The organism is Microbulbifer salipaludis (assembly GCF_017303155.1).
Taxonomy (GTDB): Bacteria; Pseudomonadota; Gammaproteobacteria; order Pseudomonadales; family Cellvibrionaceae; genus Microbulbifer; species Microbulbifer salipaludis.
On the sequence record NZ_JAEKJR010000002.1, the window covers coordinates 1,813,884 to 1,832,933 of the forward strand.

At 58.7% G+C, this 19,050-nt stretch carries 23 protein-coding genes and 3 tRNA genes; 13 read left to right on the top strand and 13 right to left on the bottom strand.

The window, feature by feature from the left end; all coding sequences use genetic code 11:
* Nucleotides 1-36: 36 nt before the first annotated feature.
* Genes JF535_RS13355 through JF535_RS13400 form a run of 10 tightly spaced genes read left to right on the top strand, consistent with a single transcriptional unit; the run spans nucleotide 37 to nucleotide 4,774 of the window.
* Nucleotides 37-444, top strand: a complete 408-nt coding sequence (locus JF535_RS13355; RefSeq protein WP_207002957.1) for a helix-turn-helix transcriptional regulator — start codon at nucleotides 37-39, stop codon at nucleotides 442-444.
* 2 nt (nucleotides 445-446) lie between these two features.
* Nucleotides 447-686 carry a hypothetical protein gene (locus tag JF535_RS13360; RefSeq protein ID WP_207002959.1) on the top strand — a complete coding sequence of 80 codons (240 nt, stop codon included), beginning with the start codon at nucleotides 447-449 and terminating at the stop codon, nucleotides 684-686.
* Nucleotides 683-1,168, top strand: a complete 486-nt coding sequence (locus tag JF535_RS13365) for a hypothetical protein (protein WP_207002961.1) — start codon at nucleotides 683-685, stop codon at nucleotides 1,166-1,168. The genes JF535_RS13360 and JF535_RS13365 overlap by 4 nt, the downstream gene beginning before the upstream one ends.
* Nucleotides 1,168-1,395, top strand: coding sequence for a hypothetical protein (locus JF535_RS13370; protein ID WP_207002963.1), 228 nt, complete (start codon nucleotides 1,168-1,170; stop codon nucleotides 1,393-1,395). The genes JF535_RS13365 and JF535_RS13370 overlap by 1 nt, the downstream gene beginning before the upstream one ends.
* Before the next feature lie 2 nt (nucleotides 1,396-1,397).
* Nucleotides 1,398-2,798: a DNA cytosine methyltransferase gene (locus tag JF535_RS13375; RefSeq protein WP_207002964.1), complete on the top strand. Its 1,401-nt coding sequence runs from the start codon at nucleotides 1,398-1,400 to the stop codon at nucleotides 2,796-2,798.
* Nucleotides 2,798-3,067: a DNA cytosine methyltransferase gene (locus tag JF535_RS13380; protein ID WP_207002966.1), complete on the top strand. Its 270-nt coding sequence runs from the start codon at nucleotides 2,798-2,800 to the stop codon at nucleotides 3,065-3,067. Before JF535_RS13375 ends, JF535_RS13380 begins: the two co-directional genes overlap by 1 nt.
* The gene (locus tag JF535_RS13385) at nucleotides 3,064-3,303 is read left to right on the top strand and encodes a hypothetical protein (protein WP_207002968.1); all 240 of its coding nucleotides are present in this window, start codon (nucleotides 3,064-3,066) and stop codon (nucleotides 3,301-3,303) included. The genes JF535_RS13380 and JF535_RS13385 overlap by 4 nt, the downstream gene beginning before the upstream one ends.
* A gap of 11 nt (nucleotides 3,304-3,314) precedes the next feature.
* Nucleotides 3,315-3,491 carry a hypothetical protein gene (locus JF535_RS13390; protein ID WP_207002970.1) on the top strand — a complete coding sequence of 59 codons (177 nt, stop codon included), beginning with the start codon at nucleotides 3,315-3,317 and terminating at the stop codon, nucleotides 3,489-3,491.
* On the top strand, nucleotides 3,488-3,721 hold the full coding sequence (locus tag JF535_RS13395; RefSeq protein WP_207002981.1) for a DUF4224 domain-containing protein: 234 nt from the start codon (nucleotides 3,488-3,490) through the stop codon (nucleotides 3,719-3,721). Before JF535_RS13390 ends, JF535_RS13395 begins: the two co-directional genes overlap by 4 nt.
* An 18-nt stretch (nucleotides 3,722-3,739) precedes the next feature.
* Nucleotides 3,740-4,774 carry a tyrosine-type recombinase/integrase gene (locus tag JF535_RS13400; RefSeq protein ID WP_207002983.1) on the top strand — a complete coding sequence of 345 codons (1,035 nt, stop codon included), beginning with the start codon at nucleotides 3,740-3,742 and terminating at the stop codon, nucleotides 4,772-4,774.
* Here the strand turns inward: JF535_RS13400 and JF535_RS13405 are convergent.
* From JF535_RS13405 to JF535_RS13420, 4 genes are all read right to left on the bottom strand, one after another.
* Nucleotides 4,767-5,543 (bottom strand): hypothetical protein, encoded by a 777-nt coding sequence (locus JF535_RS13405; RefSeq protein WP_207002987.1) that lies wholly within the window; start codon nucleotides 5,541-5,543, stop codon nucleotides 4,767-4,769. The two genes, JF535_RS13400 and JF535_RS13405, sit on opposite strands and share 8 nt — an antisense overlap.
* Nucleotides 5,544-5,723: 180 nt before the next feature.
* Nucleotides 5,724-5,799, bottom strand: a tRNA-His gene (locus tag JF535_RS13410).
* Nucleotides 5,800-6,013: 214 nt separating this feature from the next.
* A tRNA-Arg gene (locus JF535_RS13415) sits at nucleotides 6,014-6,090 on the bottom strand.
* Between the two features lie 16 nt (nucleotides 6,091-6,106).
* A tRNA-Pro gene (locus tag JF535_RS13420) sits at nucleotides 6,107-6,183 on the bottom strand.
* Nucleotides 6,184-6,485: 302 nt separating this feature from the next.
* On the opposite strand from JF535_RS13420, the gene folD reads away from it, so the two are divergent.
* Genes folD through JF535_RS13435 form a run of 3 tightly spaced genes read left to right on the top strand, consistent with a single transcriptional unit; the run spans nucleotide 6,486 to nucleotide 9,088 of the window.
* Nucleotides 6,486-7,331: a bifunctional methylenetetrahydrofolate dehydrogenase/methenyltetrahydrofolate cyclohydrolase FolD gene (gene folD / locus JF535_RS13425; RefSeq protein WP_207002988.1), complete on the top strand. Its 846-nt coding sequence runs from the start codon at nucleotides 6,486-6,488 to the stop codon at nucleotides 7,329-7,331.
* On the top strand, nucleotides 7,324-8,046 hold the full coding sequence (rsuA, locus tag JF535_RS13430; RefSeq protein ID WP_207002989.1) for a 16S rRNA pseudouridine(516) synthase RsuA: 723 nt from the start codon (nucleotides 7,324-7,326) through the stop codon (nucleotides 8,044-8,046). The genes folD and rsuA overlap by 8 nt, the downstream gene beginning before the upstream one ends.
* 13 nt (nucleotides 8,047-8,059) lie before the next feature.
* Nucleotides 8,060-9,088: a class I SAM-dependent methyltransferase gene (locus JF535_RS13435; protein WP_207002990.1), complete on the top strand. Its 1,029-nt coding sequence runs from the start codon at nucleotides 8,060-8,062 to the stop codon at nucleotides 9,086-9,088.
* A gap of 42 nt (nucleotides 9,089-9,130) precedes the next feature.
* Here JF535_RS13435 and JF535_RS13440 read toward each other — a convergent pair whose 3' ends face one another.
* The 9 genes from JF535_RS13440 to cysS form a co-directional block, all read right to left on the bottom strand.
* Nucleotides 9,131-9,586 carry a hypothetical protein gene (locus tag JF535_RS13440; RefSeq protein WP_066963948.1) on the bottom strand — a complete coding sequence of 152 codons (456 nt, stop codon included), beginning with the start codon at nucleotides 9,584-9,586 and terminating at the stop codon, nucleotides 9,131-9,133.
* 91 nt (nucleotides 9,587-9,677) lie between these two features.
* Nucleotides 9,678-10,424, bottom strand: a complete 747-nt coding sequence (locus JF535_RS13445; protein WP_207002992.1) for a spermidine synthase — start codon at nucleotides 10,422-10,424, stop codon at nucleotides 9,678-9,680.
* Nucleotides 10,425-10,467: 43 nt separating this feature from the next.
* Entirely contained in the window at nucleotides 10,468-10,932 is a 465-nt protein-coding gene (locus JF535_RS13450; RefSeq protein ID WP_207002995.1) for a GAF domain-containing protein, read from the bottom strand.
* A 92-nt stretch (nucleotides 10,933-11,024) separates the two neighbouring features.
* Nucleotides 11,025-11,471, bottom strand: a complete 447-nt coding sequence (locus JF535_RS13455) for a hypothetical protein (protein WP_207002997.1) — start codon at nucleotides 11,469-11,471, stop codon at nucleotides 11,025-11,027.
* Between the two features lie 96 nt (nucleotides 11,472-11,567).
* A complete protein-coding gene (locus tag JF535_RS13460; RefSeq protein WP_207002999.1) occupies nucleotides 11,568-15,206 on the bottom strand; it encodes an ATP-binding protein in 3,639 nt (1,212 codons plus the stop codon).
* 26 nt (nucleotides 15,207-15,232) lie between these two features.
* Entirely contained in the window at nucleotides 15,233-15,952 is a 720-nt protein-coding gene (locus tag JF535_RS13465) for a DUF4194 domain-containing protein (RefSeq protein ID WP_207003001.1), read from the bottom strand.
* Entirely contained in the window at nucleotides 15,945-17,384 is a 1,440-nt protein-coding gene (locus JF535_RS13470; RefSeq protein ID WP_207003003.1) for a Wadjet anti-phage system protein JetA family protein, read from the bottom strand. The genes JF535_RS13465 and JF535_RS13470 overlap by 8 nt, the downstream gene beginning before the upstream one ends.
* A 27-nt stretch (nucleotides 17,385-17,411) precedes the next feature.
* Nucleotides 17,412-17,600 (bottom strand): DUF3012 domain-containing protein, encoded by a 189-nt coding sequence (locus JF535_RS13475; RefSeq protein ID WP_207003004.1) that lies wholly within the window; start codon nucleotides 17,598-17,600, stop codon nucleotides 17,412-17,414.
* A gap of 68 nt (nucleotides 17,601-17,668) precedes the next feature.
* Nucleotides 17,669-19,045 (bottom strand): cysteine--tRNA ligase, encoded by a 1,377-nt coding sequence (cysS, locus tag JF535_RS13480; protein ID WP_207003007.1) that lies wholly within the window; start codon nucleotides 19,043-19,045, stop codon nucleotides 17,669-17,671.
* Between the last annotated feature and the right edge of the window lie 5 nt (nucleotides 19,046-19,050).

A 19,050-nucleotide genomic window follows, 5' to 3' on the forward strand; every position in this document is an offset into this window, starting at 1 on the left:
GGCCGCCGGTATGGGGCCCACTTTTTTGGGGAACACATGATGGGATCAACTACCAGTAAGCCTGCTTTTTTGCGCATGCCACAAGTGCAAGACCAAACCGGCCTGAAAAAAACATATATCTACCACCTTGTGAGCACTGGTCAATTTCCAGCACCGATCAAGCTGGGGAAACGGGCCGTCGCCTGGCTCAGTGAAGACATTGACAACTGGATCAAAGAGAGAATCACCAACTCACAACCTCCGGAGCCAGTCACACCCAACCCAGTTGAGACCGCCCCCCTATCATTTCTCGACAAGCGCGAGCTCAAAGATATTGCTGACGAGCTGAATCGTATTAGGTCTGAGGCGAAAAATGCAGCCACGTTATGCGAGCAAGACCTCTACTGGATTGCTGAAGCTGAATTCCAAATTTTCAGAATCGCCAAGAATATTGCTGGTGAATAAAGATGATCCACCGCACCTACACAGCCCTAACCCGCGCCATCAGCCACCTGATACCGCCACCAGCGGAAGTCACCGCCGGCGATATCCATGCAGTGCACCTGGCCTGCGAACGCGCCCACCGCCGCGAAGCGCAGCCGCTGAACAAGTACACTGCCAACGACCCGCGCCACCCTATCTGGCAGCGCCATGCCGAGCGGATCCGCCTGCGCGGCACGCAGCCCAGGGAGGTGCAGGAGGGATGAGAAAGCCATCGGACAAAGTCATCCGCTCCTGCCTCACCGGCCTGCGCCTGGTGTCGATGGAAAGCAACGGACTCAAGGAAGACGGCACCGCAGATGTGAAGATCGACTGCGGCCCCTCTGCGAAGGTCATGCTCTCCCGGGTAGACGCCAACCGCTGGATTGTCGATACCCCGCACAACTGGCTGATCACCGTCGTGGTGATCATCAAAGACATCCACGGCAACTACGACACGATCCACGACCTGGTAATGGCCAGAGGAATCCGCATCGACGACACCGGCCCGGATGTACAACCCATGCTGGACAAAGCCAAAGGCCGCGTGAACCAACGACTGATCGTCGACTTCGGCTGGATTGCAGAAATCCTGCCCACCAAGCGGCTGAAGCAGAACCAGGACGACAACACATTCTATGACCGGGCAGAGCAATACCTCGAGAACTGGATCATTAACCGGCATATCGAACAGGAAAAGGCAGCGTAATGTACAACCTCAATTTAGGCGGCCCGCTGTTAGCGCTGGTAATTATGGCAGTTCTCGGTGCAGCGACTGCGCTTTGGAGCTTTGGCAGCTGGATATCCGAGCCGAACCACATCGAGCTTAAAAATTCGGAATGGACGTGCTCCAAGGTAATTCCAGCACAACAACTTGGTGAAGTTCCAACATGCGCGGAATACCGGAGGCATAAGCCGAAGCAGGTGGAGCAGTGAACATGCAATACCGCACCCCACCCCAGATCGGCTTCAACTTCGGTGAGCTCATCGTCGACAGCTTCGCCGGTGGCGGCGGTGCCAGTACCGGCATCGAGGCCGCACTGGGCCGGCCGGTCGATATCGCCATTAACCACGACGCGCAGGCTATCGCCATGCACACCGTCAACCACCCGCAGACGCGCCACTACTGCGAAAGCGTGTGGGAGGTGGATCCGCGCGAAGCCTGCCAGGGCCGCCCGGTTGGCCTCGCCTGGTTCTCACCGGACTGCCGGCACTTTTCCAAGGCCAAAGGCGGCACCCCGGTATCGCCCAGAGTGCGCGGTCTTGCATGGGTAGTGCTGCGCTGGATCGGCACCGTGCGCCCGCGCGTGGTGATTTTGGAGAACGTGGAAGAGTTCAAGACATGGGGCCCGGTGGTGCGCAATGGCGAAGGCGATTACATGCCCTGCAAAAAGCGCCGCGGAAACACCTTCAATTCTTTCCTGAACGCCATCCGCCGCCAGGGTTACCAGGTGGAAACCCGCGAGCTGCGCGCCTGCGACTTCGGTGCACCCACCATCCGCAAGCGCCTGTTCCTTATCGCCCGCTGCGACGGCCAGCCCATAGCATGGCCCGAGCCCACCCACGGCCCCGGCCTGCAGCCGTACCGCACCGCGGCAGACATCATCGACTGGAGCATCCCCTGCCCCAGCATCTTCGAGCGCAAACGCCCGCTGGCGGAGAACACCCAGCGTCGCATTGCCCGCGGCATCCAGCGCTTTGTGATCGATAACCCGGAGCCGTACATCGTCAGCCAGCAGGCGCAGTTCCTGACCGAGCACGCCAACGGATCCAACCCGCGCTCCTGGAGCGCCGCCGAGCCTCTGCGCACGCAGGTGGCCAGCATCAAGGGCGGGCACTTCGCACTGGTCACGGCATTTCTCGCCAAGCACTTCGGCGGCGTCACTGGTGTGGGTATCGATACGCCCTACCCGACCATCACCACCCGCGGCACCCAGAACCAGGTTGTCACCGCACACCTGAGCCGAAACGCCGGTACCGGCCGAGGTGAACAGGTGCGCGCATTCCTGATGAAGTACTACAGCGAAGGCGGCCAGTGGCAGCCGTTGAACGAACCGATGCACACCATCCCCACCAAGGCGCGCATGGGCCTCGTGATGGTGAAAGGCGAGCCCTACCAGATCGTCGATATCGGCATGCGCATGCTGGAGCCGCACGAACTGTTCAAAGCCCAGGGCTTCCCCGCCGACTACATCATTGATCGCGACGGTACCGGGCAGGCCATCACCAAAACCCAGCAGGTGGCCAAGTGCGGCAACTCCGTATGCCCGCCGCTGGCCGAGGCGTTGGTGCGGGCGAATATGGCTGTGGCAGAAATACCGATGAAGGAGGCCGCGTGATGGCAAAGCTCACAGAAGAACAGCTGCAAGCAAAAATTGACGCACTGCCCCGCGAGCACGAACCGCGGCAGTACAGCGTGACCATTTCCGACAAGCGCGGCAATTACCTCGCCACACGGATCGTACGCGCCAGCTCCCGGGAACGGGCGCGCCTGGTTGGATTCAAGGTGAACTATTACGTATTTGGACAGAAGAACAGCTTTGACGCTTGCGCATCGCTGGTACCGCCACCAGCGGCGCCAAGCTGGAAGCTGGGGCACGCCGCATGATCGCCGCCGTTGACCACACACAGAAATGCGTCTGGGGCTGGGGAGCCAATCGCCAAGAAGCCCATCAAGACGCACTGGCGGTACGCGCGGAAAAGCAACCCGGAATCACCTGGACCCAGCTGGATTACTGCGAGCTCAAACCCGATGCCGACCTCGACCATGGCGGATTCGAGGCGTACAAGCACATCGCCACCGCCAGCCAAGATGAGCAACCGGCACAAGCACAGCTGTTTTGAGAGCCCCGACCATGAGCAAGGCACCAACACCAAATCAGCGCGCCGTCTGGCGCCAGAACACCAAGCAATGCTGGGACTGCGGCAACCCGCACCTGGTGCTGATCCGCACCCAGCAGATCAAGTACTGCACCCACTGCCACACCACCATCCCGTGGCACCTGGAACCCGGACAGAAGAGCCCCGTATGAGCCAGCTACTCACCAAAACAGAGCTCTCGCGCCTCACCGGCACAAGCCAACCCGAGGCGCAGAAGCAGGTGCTGGATGCCAACCGCATCCCCTACGTGCGCCGCAAAGACGGTCAGCTGTCGCTGACGTGGGACATGGTCAACCAGGCAGCGCTGGCCCGCATCAGCTCGACGCCTGCCGCCAACAGCAGTACCCTGCCTTCGGGGTTCAAGCTACCGATAGCCAGCTAACGGACACAGAAAATAACAATGGGCAGACAACGCAATCCAGAAAACGCCTGGATGCCTCCCTATGTGGAGCGCTACAAAGGGGGATACCGCGTCAAACGCCGGGGCCATGGCACCTGCCACCTCGCCGCGCACGACGCCAGCAAATCGGAAGTCTGGAGCGCCTACGAGAGCTGGCAGGCCGACCAGGTACAGAAGACCTTCACCGTCGCCGACCTGATCGACAACTACTTCAGCAGCCCTCAGTACACCAAGCACCTGAAGCCCAGCACCCAGCAGGATTATGACCGCTACAGCAAGCAGATCCGGGTGAGCTTCGGCGAGATGTCGCCAGACGCCATCACCAGCCCGCTGGTGCAGATGTACATGGACGCCCGCGGCAGCCAGTACCCCACCGCCGCCAACCGCGAGCGCACCTTTCTCGGCATCATCATGAAGTGGGGCAAGGCCCGGGGCTTTGTATCGATCGAGGATCCCACCGACGCCGTGCGCCCGTTCAAAGAGGAACCCGGCGGTCGCTATGTGGAAGATTGGGAATATGAGGCCTTCTGGCACTGGCTAGGACGCCGCGGCCACACCGTGCACCAGTGCGCCATGGAAATCGCCTACCTGTGCGCCGCGCGCCACCAGGACGTAATCGCCCTCACCCGCGCAGACATCCAGGAAGACGGGCTGCTGGTGTACCAACAGAAGACTGGCAAGAAGCAGCTCAAGCTGTGGACCCCGCGCCTCAGGGAAGCCGTGGACCTGGCACTGGCCACCAACACCCACGCCAAGATCCAGAGCGCGCACATCCTACGCAGCCGCACCGGCCGCGCCTATACCCGCACCGGCTTCAACGCCATCTGGCAGCGGGAACAGCGCGCCGCCCTCGAGGCCGAAGCCATCCAGGAGCGCTTCCGCTTCCACGACCTGAAGATCAAAGCCGCCTCAGACTTCGACGGCGACGTGCAGCAGTTTACCGGTCACAAGACCCGGTCGATGGCCGAGCGGTACAACCGGACCCCGGATCGGGTCACCAGTCTAGAACGACCACGCCGCGCCCCAGTTAAGTAACGGGGCGCGCTTTTAAAATGGCGGGCCTTCTACGCCACCAAGAAACCAACACCCCAAAACACTCTCGCCAATAAAGTCCCGCCAAGAACAGTGCATTTACACCGACGGTCACAGGAGCCCCGAATTGGGAGTAGGCATACGCATAAAGTGGACTGAGTACTGCCAATAATGTCGAGAATGCCAGGGCATACGGCAGTGCAACGCTGGGTAAGTACTCTGTGTAGTACATCGCCTGCACAAGGAACCTGATACGGCCCAAGTATTCCCTCCACCCCAGTGAAAACTCATTCGCTCCATTGATATGCTTCCCGCTCACGTGCAGCGGCGTATTCTTTATTTCCCAGGGGTCGATGAGCGCCGCAAAAAATCCGCCTCTACCTGGCGTTATCACTAAACTGCCCGGCACCGCACCCCAGCTCCCAGCACTTGAGATGTGTCTCCCGTGGACCCGAGCTATCGCTCTATCCAGCATCGGCTTCCCAGCGCCTTCCCGCAACGATTGACGGATATGCGCGACCACATGGTCCCAATGGGTCTTTGTCTTATCGAAGACAAGATATCGGTACCAACTCCATACAAACACGAACAGTGCCGCGAGCTTGATGACATAGGGCCTCTCAATAGCTACCCCCACCAGCCCCAGCCGCGCTTCCACGCCACCCACAGCCTCAAAACTGCCGCCACCGAGCACATAAACCAGAATAATCAGGCAAATGACTATCAGGTTTCTCCGTAGGGGATTCACATCTTCAATATTCACAGTGGTCAAATAGAGGCCTCCATTCCCGTTAATTCAGGCAACGAAGGTAGCGCCAAAAACATCGTCAGGAAACCCGGCAAAATCGATTGAGGCCAGAATTACCCCTCTGAATTACCCCACTAGAGGCAGAAACGAAAAAACCCCGCACTAGGCGGGGTTTCTAAGACCTTGATTTACAAGGGTTTTATATGGGGTGGCCGACGGGGATCGAACCCGCGACCTCAGGAGCCACAATCCTGTGCTCTACCGACTGAGCTACGGCCACCATAGTAGAGTTTTACGTTGTGCCTTGTGGCAACACAACAAAACTGCCTGCCTTACAGAAGACCCGGCAGAGTCAAAATCACTGCTTGCAAAGCAACGCTCTGCGGCGATTTTGACGCCCATCAGCCATGGCTGACGGGTGGGAAAGTCCTGCGACTTTAAGCTCACTCCGGACTGTGACAGGTCCGTCGAGCACTCAGCCACCATAAAGAATATGGCACGCCCGGCAGGACTCGAACCTGCGACCATCCGCTTAGAAGGCGGATGCTCTATCCAGCTGAGCTACGGGCGCAAGAAAACCCGGTATCTGGTCGGGGCAGAGGGATTCGAACCCCCGACATCCTGCTCCCAAAGCAGGCGCGCTACCAGACTGCGCTATGCCCCGATGTTCTTTCGCGGGGGTAGCCCCCGTTCGAGAGCGCGCATATTACTTGCGCCCCCCGGGGGTGTCAACGCTGCTAAGCCATTCTTTTTTAAAGTAGTTTAGCGTTTAGCCAACTCTCGGGGCGTCCGGCCCCCAGGCAGCAGCCCGGCGCAGAACAAACTGCGAGGGAAAGAGTGACTGAATAGGGAAAATGTTCGCCGCTTGTGCGAAAATGCCGCGCCTAAATTAAGCTACTTACTCCAACTATCACGAGCGCCGCCCGCCCACCGCGCTGCGCTCCCTGTTCAGGTTGAGATATCTCTATGTCTGCACTGGTTCTGGATGGCAAGGCCCTTGCCCAGAAAACCGAAGAAGAACTGTCTGCCCGCGTTGCCGCCATGAAACAAAAGAGCAACGGCCAGACCCCGATCCTCGCCACCATTCTGGTTGGAGACGACCCGGCCTCGGCAACCTATGTAAAGATGAAGGGCAATGCCTGCCGCCGGATTGGCATGGATTCCCTGCAGGTTGAGCTGCCCTCTTCCACCACCACCGAAGAGCTGCTGGCCAAGATCGAAGAACTCAACAACAACCCCAACGTGCACGGCATTCTGCTGCAGCACCCGGTACCCGAGCAGATCGACGAGCGCGCCTGCTTCGACGCAATCGCCCTGGAGAAGGATGTCGACGGTGTGACCTGCCTCGGCTTCGGCCGCATGGCAATGGGCGAAGAAGCCTACGGGTGCGCAACACCCAAGGGCATCATGCGCCTGCTGGAATCCTACAACATCGAGCTGTCCGGCAAGCACGCCGTGGTAGTTGGGCGCAGCCCGATTCTCGGCAAGCCCATGGCGGCCATGCTACTGAACGCCAATGCCACGGTGACCATCTGCCACTCTCGCACCCAGGAACTGGCCGAACACATTAAGCGCGCGGATATCGTTGTCGGCGCTGTCGGCCGACCGGAGTTCATCAAGGCGGACTGGATCAAGGATGGCGCCATTGTAGTCGATGCGGGTTACCACCCGGGCGGTGTTGGTGACATCGAGCTCGAGCCACTCAAAGAGCGCGCAGCTGCCTACACCCCGGTGCCGGGCGGCGTGGGTCCGATGACCATCAATACCCTGATCTATCAGTCCGTAGACTCCGGCGAGAAGAAACTTGGCTGATCGCAAACCGCAACGTCTGGACAAGGCCATCAGCCAGGTCACCGACCTGTCGCGGGCCGAAGTAAAGCGAGCGGCCAAGCAGGAACGGATCACCGTCAATGGCGTGGCGGTGACCGATCCTGCCAGCAAAGTCCACGAATCCGACGAGCTCTGCCTGGATGGAGAGCTGCTCGGTGAATCGGGCCCTCGCTACTTTATGGTCAACAAGCCACTGGGTTATGTGTGTGCCACAAAAGACGGCGAGCATCCCACGGTGCTTGATCTGCTGGATGAGCCAAATGCAAACAAACTGCATATCGCCGGTCGGCTGGATATCGATACCACCGGGCTGGTACTGGTGACGGATGACGGCCAGTGGTCGCACCGAATTACCTCACCGCGCCACCACTGCGACAAAACCTATTATGCGCATCTCGCCGAGCCGATCGACGACAGCGCCATCGACAAGTTCGCCAAGGGTATCTGGCTCAACAACGAAAAAAAGCGCACCAAGCCCGCCAAGCTGGAAATTCTCTACCGCAATGAAGTGCGTATCACGATCAGTGAGGGCCGCTACCACCAGGTAAAGCGGATGTTCGCTGCGCTGGACAATCGGGTGCTGGAACTGCACAGGGAGCGCATCGGCAACATCGATCTGGACGATGACCTGCCCGAAGGTGACTATCGCCCACTGACGGCGGACGAGATCGCCAGCGTTACCGCCGAGACACGCTGAGAGTTCACCACCCATGCAGACCCTGCTTTCACAAATACTGTCGAGCAGCGACAGCGATACCCTCTGGGTTGCCGACGAAAACAGCAAACCCTTACTGCAAGCGGGCCTGAACTTCACCGGCCATCTCCTCAGCAATCGCTGGGATATCACCCACAAGGCCCTCGCCCAGGGCATCCGCGCCCATTTCTGTGATTTTGACCTTTCTGTCGCAGGGTCACAGTACTCCCGCATCATCTACCCGGTTTCCAAGGAAAAAGCGGCCGTTCACCACGTCATCAATCAGGCACCGACTGCGCTGCGCAATCAGGGTGAGCTGCTTCTGCTGGGCAACAAGTCCAGCGGGATCAAAACCTATGCGCAAAAGGCCGCGCAGCGCTTTGGTGTCGAAAAACAGCTACAGAAACACGGCAACGACTACCTCAGCATTACCCGAAGCACTGGCACAGCCGAGGGGGTGCCGCTGGATGACAGCGACTACCCGCAACTTCGGCAACCGGAGGCACTTGCTGGCCTCTACTCCAAACCCGGGCTATTTGGCTGGAACAAGGTCGATACCGGCAGCGCACTGCTGGCCCGGCACTTCGGGGACTTTGTCACGGAGACAAAAGAGGTTCGCGCGGTCGATCTGGGCTGTGGCTACGGCTACCTCAGCAGCCAGCTGGCCGGTCTGCTCGGCAACAGCACCCGCCTGTTTATTGAAGCGACCGACAACAATGCCGCGGCCCTTTTAGCCTGTGAAAGGAATTTTCTCGAGCGAGGAATAACTGGCCGAGTAGTGGCGGGCGATGCCGGTTCCGAGATCGAGGGCAGCAGTGCGGATATCCTGATCTGCAATCCGCCTTTTCATCAGGGGTTCCAGGTGGAAGGCGATCTCACCGATCTGTTCCTGACCCAGGCCGCACGCATCCTGCGCGCAGGTCGCACCGCACTCTTCGTGGTAAACGAATTTATTCCGCTGGGAAAAAAGGCGCAGGGGTTGTTTCAGCAGGCGCAGCTGCTGGAAAAGACAAAAGGATTTTGCATTTACCGGCTTATAAAATAGCCAGAAGCAACCACGAGACGATCCACCGCCCAGCGTTACCGCTCAGCAATCCCGCAGATTAAACAGATTGATCGACAGCGTGTGCTCTTCCAGCTGCTCTAGCTCCAGCAACCGCTCCAGCGCATGCCGGGCAGAGGGCGTATCTGCAATCATCAGCAAATCCCGATACTGGTCGGCGAGGTACATTTCGATGTCCATCGCCACCTTGCCGAGGGCGTCCACATCGCTGATGTCCGTATTCCTCAGCCGTTGCAATAACTGCGGCTCCCGACCTTCCGGCGCAAACTGCACCCAGGTGTGCAAGGCGCCTTCGCCGATATCTTCACGGAAGTTTTCCAGCGTATGGGTCATGGAAACTTCCCGCCGTTTCAGCTGATCGAGCAGCAGTCTGGCCCGAGCATCCACAGACAAGAGCTCGAACTCTTCATACTGCCGGCTGAGCTTCTGGTGAAACTCCCTTCCTTCCTGGATAACATCTTCCAAGGTCTTGTACCGCATCGAATGATCCCGGGAAAATAACTGCCTCAATTGAGTATAGGATCAAGGACCAATAACACGCCAACTGGATTATGGCCCAGCGGTCGAACGGTTAGCGCAGGCGGGTTAAGCGGGCACAGAGCCGGCGTGAGGGGTTCGCGGGGTTGATTGCCAGCGGAGCTTGGGCAGCAAGCGCCTTCCGCTGCAGCTTATCGCGACTGAAAATTCCGATGCTGTTCTCATACCCTGGGAGCTCGGCGCGCCAGGCCCCCTGAAGCTGCCCCCGCAGACGCGCACTGCGCCAGCCGCTCTCCGCCAGTTCCTGTCGACTGCCAAAATTACTGACCACCAATCCACCTGGTGACAACAGCGCAAGCAGAGATCGACACCACTCGGGATCGGCACTGATCGCACGCTCGGCAACACCCGCGGTGTGCCCAAACAGATCATCGACAATAAGGTCAAACTGCCCCGCAAAATCGCTTTCCGCGGCCTGTGCAACATACTCCCGGGCATCCGCACACACCAGCTCGGCACCGCGCACCCCGAAATAGCGGCGGGCCACCGTAAGATGATGCCGGTCAATATCCACGCCCACGATCTGCTCGGGTTCAACGAAACGCTGTAGCAGGCGAATCAAGGCGCCGCCTCCGACACCGAGGATCAGGACCCGCCGCACCCGTTCTGCCGGCCGGAAAAATACCGGCAAAAACAAAAGCTCCCAGAAGGAGCCCTTGAGCGGATCCCTGGCATTCCACTGGGAGTGGAATACGCCGTTGGTGTAAAGGCGAATCGTTGCCCCATGACTGCGCACTTCGTAGAGGCTATCGCCGGCTTGTTTGCTCCACACCAGTGCCATGTCTGCTCCTGCAAGAAAGCGCCCGATCCGTTACCACAAGGACTTACGGCAAGTCAGAGAGCGACAATAGTGTCTTCGCAAACGCTTCTACACCGGCGAGATCCTGCTCGGTAAACCGGGCCACCTGTGGGCTATCAATATCCAGCACACCGATACACCGGTCGCCGTGATACAGCGGCACAACCACCTCGGAAGCAGAAACCGCATCACACGCGATGTGTCCCGGAAACTGATGCACATCCTCCACCAGCTGGGGCTGGCCGGTTTTCACCGCGGTGCCACAAACGCCAGCCCCCACAGGAATCCGCGTGCAGGCGGGCTTGCCCTGAAACGGGCCCAGACGGAGCTCGTCACCATGGAGGAAATAGAACCCGGCCCAATTAATATTTTCCAGCTCCAGAAACAACAGCGCGCTGGCGTTTGCGGTATTCGCCAGCCAGTCGCGCTCGCCGCTGAGCAGCCCGGAAAGCTGGCCGCACAGGGACTCGTAAAATGTGGTCACATTCATGCAATTGGTGCCTTTTCACTATCTGAAAACCAGAAGCCCGCTAAGTAGCGGGCTTCAAGAAATACACTCGACGGAGCCGTCAACCGAAATACTTACTGGTACGGATCGTTCACCGCCGCGTCGCTATCCGCGGACTGCGCCTCATAGGCCTCCGCATCCACCGTGGGCTTGGCCCACTCGCCATCCTCCGCCGACTCACCGCGCCCGCGAATCGCAGGGGCCGCTGAGGTGACGTCACCGACAACCAGGCCACGGCGCTCTGACCGGGTTGGTGCCGGCTTGGAGACCGGTGCAATTGGTTCGTTTTTCAGCACCTGACTGGCAATACCGTTAAGGTTGGGGCGACGACGCTCCGCCAGCTTGACGGCCTCCAACTCGGCATTCAGGCGATTGATCTCGGCCTGCATATCACCGACCTTGGCTTGCAGGTCCGTGATCTGGGACAACACCCCTTTTACCTTGCGGCTTTCCTGTTCATACAACACCGCAGCGCCACCAAAAGCCACCGCGAATACCAACAGAATCGAAAATTGACGCATCCAAGCCTCCCCTGCTCAAGCGTGAAATACACTGTTAAACGACAAATATACCGTAATTGGCTCTATATTCCGTGAACTGGCCTGTAGAACGCAAGTTCAGGTAGTGACCGGTTCTTCGAGCATGTCCATGAACTCCAGGCTCGCCTGCTGACGAATGGTGCGGCGGTGATTGGCCCAGAGTTTCGCGATTTTTTCCTGGTTGCAGATTTTCCGGTCTACATACACCCGCGTATTCAGTTCACCCACCGGTTTTGGGCTGGGACATTTGCTGAACACAAACTGGTTGGAAATCAGGTCCATGAACGGGCCGGATTTACTGCTGGGCATAATGAACAGCAACTGCAGCCCGAGGGTTTCCGTCAGGTAACGGATCACCTCGCGCGAACGGGATTCGTCCATTTTTGAAAAGGCTTCATCCACCAGCACCATCTTCAGGTGACTGTTGCCGTCGTTAAACCGGAACGCCGAGGTTACCGCCGCCGAGCGGATAATATAAGCCGGCGTTTCCAGCTGGCCACCGGAGCCCGTACCGTACTGGCTAAGTGCGATGGGCTCCTTGCCCTGAGGCTCCTTGTAAATCTCGTAATTGCGATAATTACGGTAGTCACTGATGCGATCGAGTTCGCGGCGGGCAAGCTGCTCATCTTCACTGAGCAGCATATTCAGCAGTTTGTCGCGCACCTGCTGGTGCTTGGGCTGCAGATCGGCGTCGAACAGGCTCTGCTCTTCACCGAGGTTGGGCAGCTCGATAACCGCTTTGAAGAAGTTCCAGTACTCCTTGAACTCTGGCACCCAGCGATAATCGAAGCGGAACCGCTCGCGGTCGGCACCAAAGCGATGATGCTCGAGTTCCTTGTTCAGGTCGTCCAGCACCCGCTTGCCATCGTTGATCGACTGGTAAATGGCGTGGCAAAGATGGGCAACAAAAGTGGTGTTGAACGACTTCTTTAGCCCCTGAAGCTGCTCATGGCGGTCGACCAGCAGATTGTTCTTGAGGCGATTGCGCAAAGCGGTGACCTGCTCGTCCAGCTGGCAAACCAGCTTGAACTGCGCTTCGCTGTGACCACCGGCAAAATCCGGATCGAAAGAGAGGGTGTCCCCGGTGCTGCAGCTGCTGTTGTAATCCATCACGCCTTTAAGGAGCTGATGGCTGTATTTCTGCAGTCGCCCGTTCCACTCCGCTACATCCTGGGCGAAATCAAAGCCATCCTCCGCGCGCTCGGCCTGCTCATCCGCCTGTTGCAGTACAGACTCTGCATCAAAATCCGGAGTGATCTGTGCAATACGCTGCACCGCGGCCTCGCTGTCTGTCAGCGCATCGTCCAGCTGGTCCAGTTGCGTCGACAGCGCCAGCAACTGCTTGGCGATATTGTCGAGATTGGACTCCAGCTTGCCCGCCAGTTTTTGCAGGCCTGCGCCTTGCTGACGCTCTTGTTCGAGCTTCTCGCGCAGCGCATTGGCCTGCTGCTCCAGCTCCAGCCCGTCGTCGAGATCGAGATTGGCTAATGCCTGCTCCGCATTGCGCCCCTGACGTTGTGCATCGAGCGCCGCGTCCACGGATTCCAGCAGTTTCAGCGGCGACAGGCTGCGCACCGCCTGCGCAAGCTTACGAAGCTGCTGTTGCTGCGTGTGCAACTGGCCCGCCTCCTTCAGCAACTGCTGTAACGCGCGCTCCTGCGCTGCCAGCGCGCGCGCCCGGGCGCCCTGGCCGAACACCAGTTCACTATCGTCGATATCGCAGCGCCACATGCTGTAGTTGCCACTGGCCAGCCCCTCCGGCGTCAACCCCCGGCGGGTGCCGCGCAGTGCCTGTGCATCGCCCACTTGCACGACTGAACCGTAGGAGGCGCGCAGGTAATACTCCGCGGTTTTGTGGTTGAACGTCATCAGCTCGACGATGGACTTCTGCGGAGCCTCCATGCGCTCCGCGTCGCGTCGGGCCTTATCGCCCTGGATGACCCGCGCCCGGTTGCTCCGTCCGGGTATGGCCCGCACGATGGCAATCGCCTCGGCTTCGCAATCCGGTTCCACGATAATCGAAAAGCGTGCCCCGCCCAGATACCCTTCCACCGCCATCTGCCAGCGCTCGTCCAGCACTTCCACAAAGTCACACAGTACCTGCGGCTCGGCCTGCGGGCACTGCTCACGGATCGCCGACAACGCCTGCTCCACGTACTGTGGATAGCGAACACGGTTGGACTGCAAGTGATGGATTCGGGATTCTTGCGCGTGCAGCTGCTTTTGCAGCTGCTGAACTTTGAGCTCACCGCGGGACACAAGATCATTCACCTGATCTCGTAGGGTAACCTCGCCGGGCTCGGACTCGGTCATCTGGCGAACAAGGCGATTCTGCAGCGCCTCTGCCGAAGCCACCTGCTCGCGCAGGGACTCCTGGGCCGCAAGGTCAATCCAGTCCTTGGCCAGCAAGCCATCCAGTGGCGGCAAGGGCTCGCCCCGCCCTACCGCTTTCAGCGACTTCACCAGCCCACCGTCACTGAACGCCGGGATTTCCAGGGAAACGGAAGTGGTGCTGAGAATGGACAGCAGCTCACCGGCGGCGGCGTGATTCGCGGAAAACAGCTGCTGTTGCGTTGCGAGCGGCGCGGCCAGTGACGACAGCGCACGGTTGGCGGCAGCGATCTTCTGATCCAGGTCGTCTTTCGTGCGCAGAGCGGAAATCCCCTGGCGCTGCGCTTGAATGGTCACCAGCTGCTCGCTCAGGTGACGGGTGCGGCTCTCCGATTGCTGGATTTCCAAAACGGTGCTTTCCAGCTCAGCGCGCGTTTCCTTCTGGCGATTTTTACCTTCCAGATAGGTTTTCTGCACACGCAGCTGCTGGTGTTTGGCCTGCAGGTATTCCTGCACGCGCAACTGCAGCCACTGCTCCGTGTACAGGTCCGCTGACTCAGCGATCCGCTGGAGTGCACCCACCCGCTCAACAATTTCCCGCGCCTCCAGTTCCATACCATGGATGGTTTTCATCAGCTCGGAAACGGAACGTATCGCCTCGCCAAGGTCGCGCTTTTCCAGCACTTCCTGCGCGACAAAATCGTTGATGCTCTTTACCGGCTTGTACGCCATAAAGTTGGCGAAAGTGCGCGCTGCATGGGTCGCTTCGCGGTCGGGCACCGCATCCTTGCGACCACGCAGTGCGCCGTAGAGTCTGCGCAAATAGGCCTTTTTCTTGTCGTACTGCTCCACGCGCTCAAACTGCTTGCTCACCACGCTGTAGAACTTGTCCAGCGGCAGCAGGTGTTTACCGTCTTTGTATTCCTTGATGAAATCGTTCATCGCCAGCTGCTCGCCGGGGATGACAAAAAACTTGAGGCTGTCCTGACGGGCCTGGGCCGGTTTGGTGCTGGTATCGAGATGGGCACGGATACCCATGATGGCCGTAAAAGGCTCGCCGTCTTCACCGTCGGTGGGATAGAAATTCCCCACGATGTAGCAGTCTGTTGGCTGCAGGCGTGCATAGCTGCCGTCATCACAACCGAGCACATAGGAAGCCAATGTGCGTACCTGCTTGCCTCCTCGCCCCCGCTGCGTAGTTTCATCCTGCCCGGGATTGAAGGTAAACAGGGTATCGTGTGCCGCTGTCATCAGCGTCTGGATAGCATCAGCAGCCGTCGTCTTTCCGGATCCATTACCGCCAGAAAACAGGTTGATCGGCCCGAATTCGTATTCCAGCTGGGGGATATTGCCCCAATTGATCAGGATAAGTTTTTTCAGAAACATGCGTTTCGAATACTCGACGTTAAAGATTATTCTTGGGATTCAGCGAACAGGCTCTGGTCCTCACTACTTGGAGTGAGCCGTGCCTCAGCTTTTATCTCGGTGTCCACTGCCGGAACTTCGGCTCCACCCTCGAGCAACTGCGCCAGGGCCGCTTCACTGACAAACTGTGCAATCGTCGGACGCACCCGCAGCAGCGTCTCGACCACTGCTTCACTCTCTTCGCCACTGAATTGGATCAGGCGCAGCTGGCGCAACTTCTTGAGTAGTTGCTTGCGCTCGGCGAGCTTGTCCGGCAAGGACATATTCAACAGGTTGCGCAGGCCGAGTTCGAGTGCTTCCAGTGTGAGCGCCACACATCCCTGGTCATCGACCTGACCCTCCCGCAGGGATTTATCGTATTCCACCCGTAACACCAGAATTGCCGCGACTTCCTGCTGGGAAAGACGCGCGCGGAAACCGCCGTGATGCGGTTCCTCCTGATCCGGCATGCCCGGCACTTCCGCACCCGGCGGATACACCCGAATGAACTGAAAGCGCCTGTCGTGCTGAAGGCGCAGGCCGAGGGGCGAGACCCACTCACGAATGAGCGGTTCGCAGCGCTGAAAGCGGTCGTACAACACCGTTTCAATATTGCTTTCATCGCGGCAGATAACACCATAATCCAGCAATCGCACCAACAACTCGGAGAATTCACTACGAGTCAATTTGCACTGAGCCAGAGCCTCTTCCAACGCTTGTTCAATCACGGTTCTTCAACTCGGGTTTCAATTCAAGGGTGTATTCATCAAATTGCTGAAAGTAATCGTTACTGGCCACTTCGCCGGTAAAGTGCACCTCCATAAACGGGCCGCTGCCGTCCTGGGATACGGCCGCAGCCTCCAGCGCATGGCTCATAGCCAGCAGATCACGCGCATCCTTGAGCGGGAGATCGCGGCTGTTTACTCGCTGCCCGCGACCCAGTGCGGCGGAAAGGTAATTGCGCAGGTCGCTACTATTAAAATTGAACGCCTGATCCAGCAACTGCTGCAACAGGATGTCCCGCTGACTGTGTTCATCAATCGGCGCCTCATCGGCGACCAGGGTATTCACCGGCTGACGACGGTTGCGCTGCCAGAGTTGTGTTTGCTTGGGGTCGTACAACCGCAACTGGAAGGCTGCCAGCTGATCGCCCAGCTGCGACAGCATTTGATCGCGGTTAGGCGCGCTTCCCAGATCCTGGCACAAATCAGTAAACGCGCCTTCGGTACCGCTTTGCAAATAGCTGAGCTGACGAATGATGATCTCTGCGCGCTTGGTAAAACCCTGCAGAGCCTGACGCAGCGCGGGCAGCTTTACCTCGCAGGCGCGGCGCATCCGGTCTTCAATGGTATCCAGCATCAGCCAGAGTACGGACTGCCCTTCGATATAAAGCTCCGGCAATTGCTGGCGTAGCCGGCGCTCCCATTCCGCCTTCTTGTCATTATCCTTGCGCCGAATCTGCGCGATCACACGGCCGATTCTGTCCCGGTGCTTTTCAACACTGTCTGCGGAAAGGCGGATGGCCAGGTCCGGCTGAAACCGGCTCTCCATAAAGGAAAAGAATTCATCGGTCGCCTGCTGCACCAGGATCTGCGCTTCTACTTCCCGCACCATTTCCCGCTTGCGCTCTTCCAGCTCCGCAATCATGTCGGTGAAGTCGGCAACGATGCGCTCGGAGTACTCCCAGGCATCGATCAGGTCGTAGACTTCGCCACGGCTGGCGAAAGCTTCCAGTGCATTGAGGGTATTGCGGGTATTGCGGTGGCGGGTGCGCACCCGGGTACTGTTGAGCTCAACCAGGGGCTGCGTGAACAATCGGCCACGGCGACTAAAGGGATAGGAAACAGAAAGTGTGGCGCTGTCGACCAGCTTCTCCAGCCAGCCGAACTCCACCAGGCTATTCAGCACCCACACGGACTGCTCGCGCAATCCGCGAAAGCGGCCCTCCGGCTCCGCACTGCCATCACTGTCCAGTTGCGGGGCGCGGGTAAGCGCTTCGGCAAAGATCTCCAGTATCTGCTCGCGGGTCAGCGATTCGCCGTAGTCGGCCTTGGTCGTATACAGGCGCTCATACAACAGGCGCAGGCACTCCACCACCTGCTCCCGATACTTACCGGTGAGCGGACGGAAGAAATGCTGGTAGGAATCTGCAAAAAACAACGGGCAGGCTTCCGTGGCGTCGGTTACTTACTGGTCGTCCGGCTTCTGGTTCAGGACACAGAACTTGGTGTAGTCACCGGCATCGTTGAAGCTCCACTCCCCTTTGGGGGTTTTGTCCATCTTCTTGCACCAGGCCTCAGAGCCACGCTTGGGTTCGCAGGCGGTCAAGGTGATGACAGCGAGAATAGCGGTGATGATGGTCAGGTATTGTTTCATGGTCGACGACTCTCTGATTTTCATTTTTTTCGGTTGCTACGGGCGCCATGCAGTGCCACGCAGGGCTATTACTCCCTGCGCCACTTGGTACCTTCGCGACTGTCTTCCAGTACGACGCCCTGAGCCTTGAGTTCCTCACGGATTTCATCGGCGCGCGCGAAATTTTTGTCTTTCTTGCTCTGTTGGCGCTCTGCAATCAGGGCCTCGATATCGCCCTCACTGATCACATCGTCACCACTGCGGGACTGCTTGAACCAGGCGTCCGCATCCAACTGGAGGATTCCCAGCATCGCGGCCGCCGCGAGCAACTGTCCTTTCAGTGCAGGTTTATCCGCGTCGGCGGCCTTGTTCAGCTCACGCGCCATCTGGTGCAGCTCACTGATGGCGATGGGTGTGTTCAGGTCATCGTGCAGCGCGGCCATAAACGCGGAGTCGTTCAGGTCGGCGGTCGCCGCCTCAACGTCCTGGGTTTCGCGCAGCGCACCGTAAAGACCGTCCAGCGTCCGCCAGGCTTGATCCAGCAGATCGGCGCTGAAATTCAATTCGGAACGATAATGGGCGGAAAGCAGAGCAAAGCGCAGCACCTCTCCGGGATACTGCTGGAGTAGATCGTTGACCATGCGGAAGTTGCCCAAAGACTTGGACATCTTCTCGCCATCGATATTGACGTAGCCGTTGTGCATCCAGTAACGCACAAAATCCACCCCGTTCGCGCAGCAGCTCTGGGCGCGCTCGTTTTCATGGTGCGGGAAGGTCAGGTCACGGCCACCACCGTGGATATCAATGGTATCCCCGAGGTGCTTCTTGATCATCGCCGAACATTCCAGATGCCAGCCCGGGCGACCGCGGCCCCAGGGGCTTTCCCAGCCCGGTTCATCGTCTGCGGAAGGCTTCCACAGCACAAAGTCGCCGGCGTACTTCTTGTACGGAGCAACTTCTACCCGCGCACCGGCAAGCATATCGTCGAGGGAGCGCTTGGAAAGCTTGCCGTAGTCGTCCATGGACTGCACCGCGAACAGCACGTGCCCTTCCGCCGCATAGGCATTGCCCTTTTCCACCAGCCTTTCGATCATGGCGATCATTTCTGGCAGGTGCTCGGTGGCGTAGGGGGTGATGTCCGGCTGCAGGTTGTTCAGGGCCTGCATGTCTTCGAAATAGGCTTGCGCAAAGCGCGCACTCAGTACGCCAATCTCTTCGCCATTTTCCCGCGCGGTATTCATGATCTTGTCGTCAATATCCGTGATATTGCGTGCGTAGACCACATCGCTGTATTCCGCTTTCAGAATCCGGTACAGGGTATCGAACACCACCGCCGGCCGTGCGTTGCCGATGTGCACGCGGTTGTACACAGTCGGGCCACACACGTACATGCGCACGCGATTTTCCTGCAGCGGTGTAAACAGTTCCTTCTTGCCGGAGAACGTATTGTGGAGATGTAAAGCCATTACTT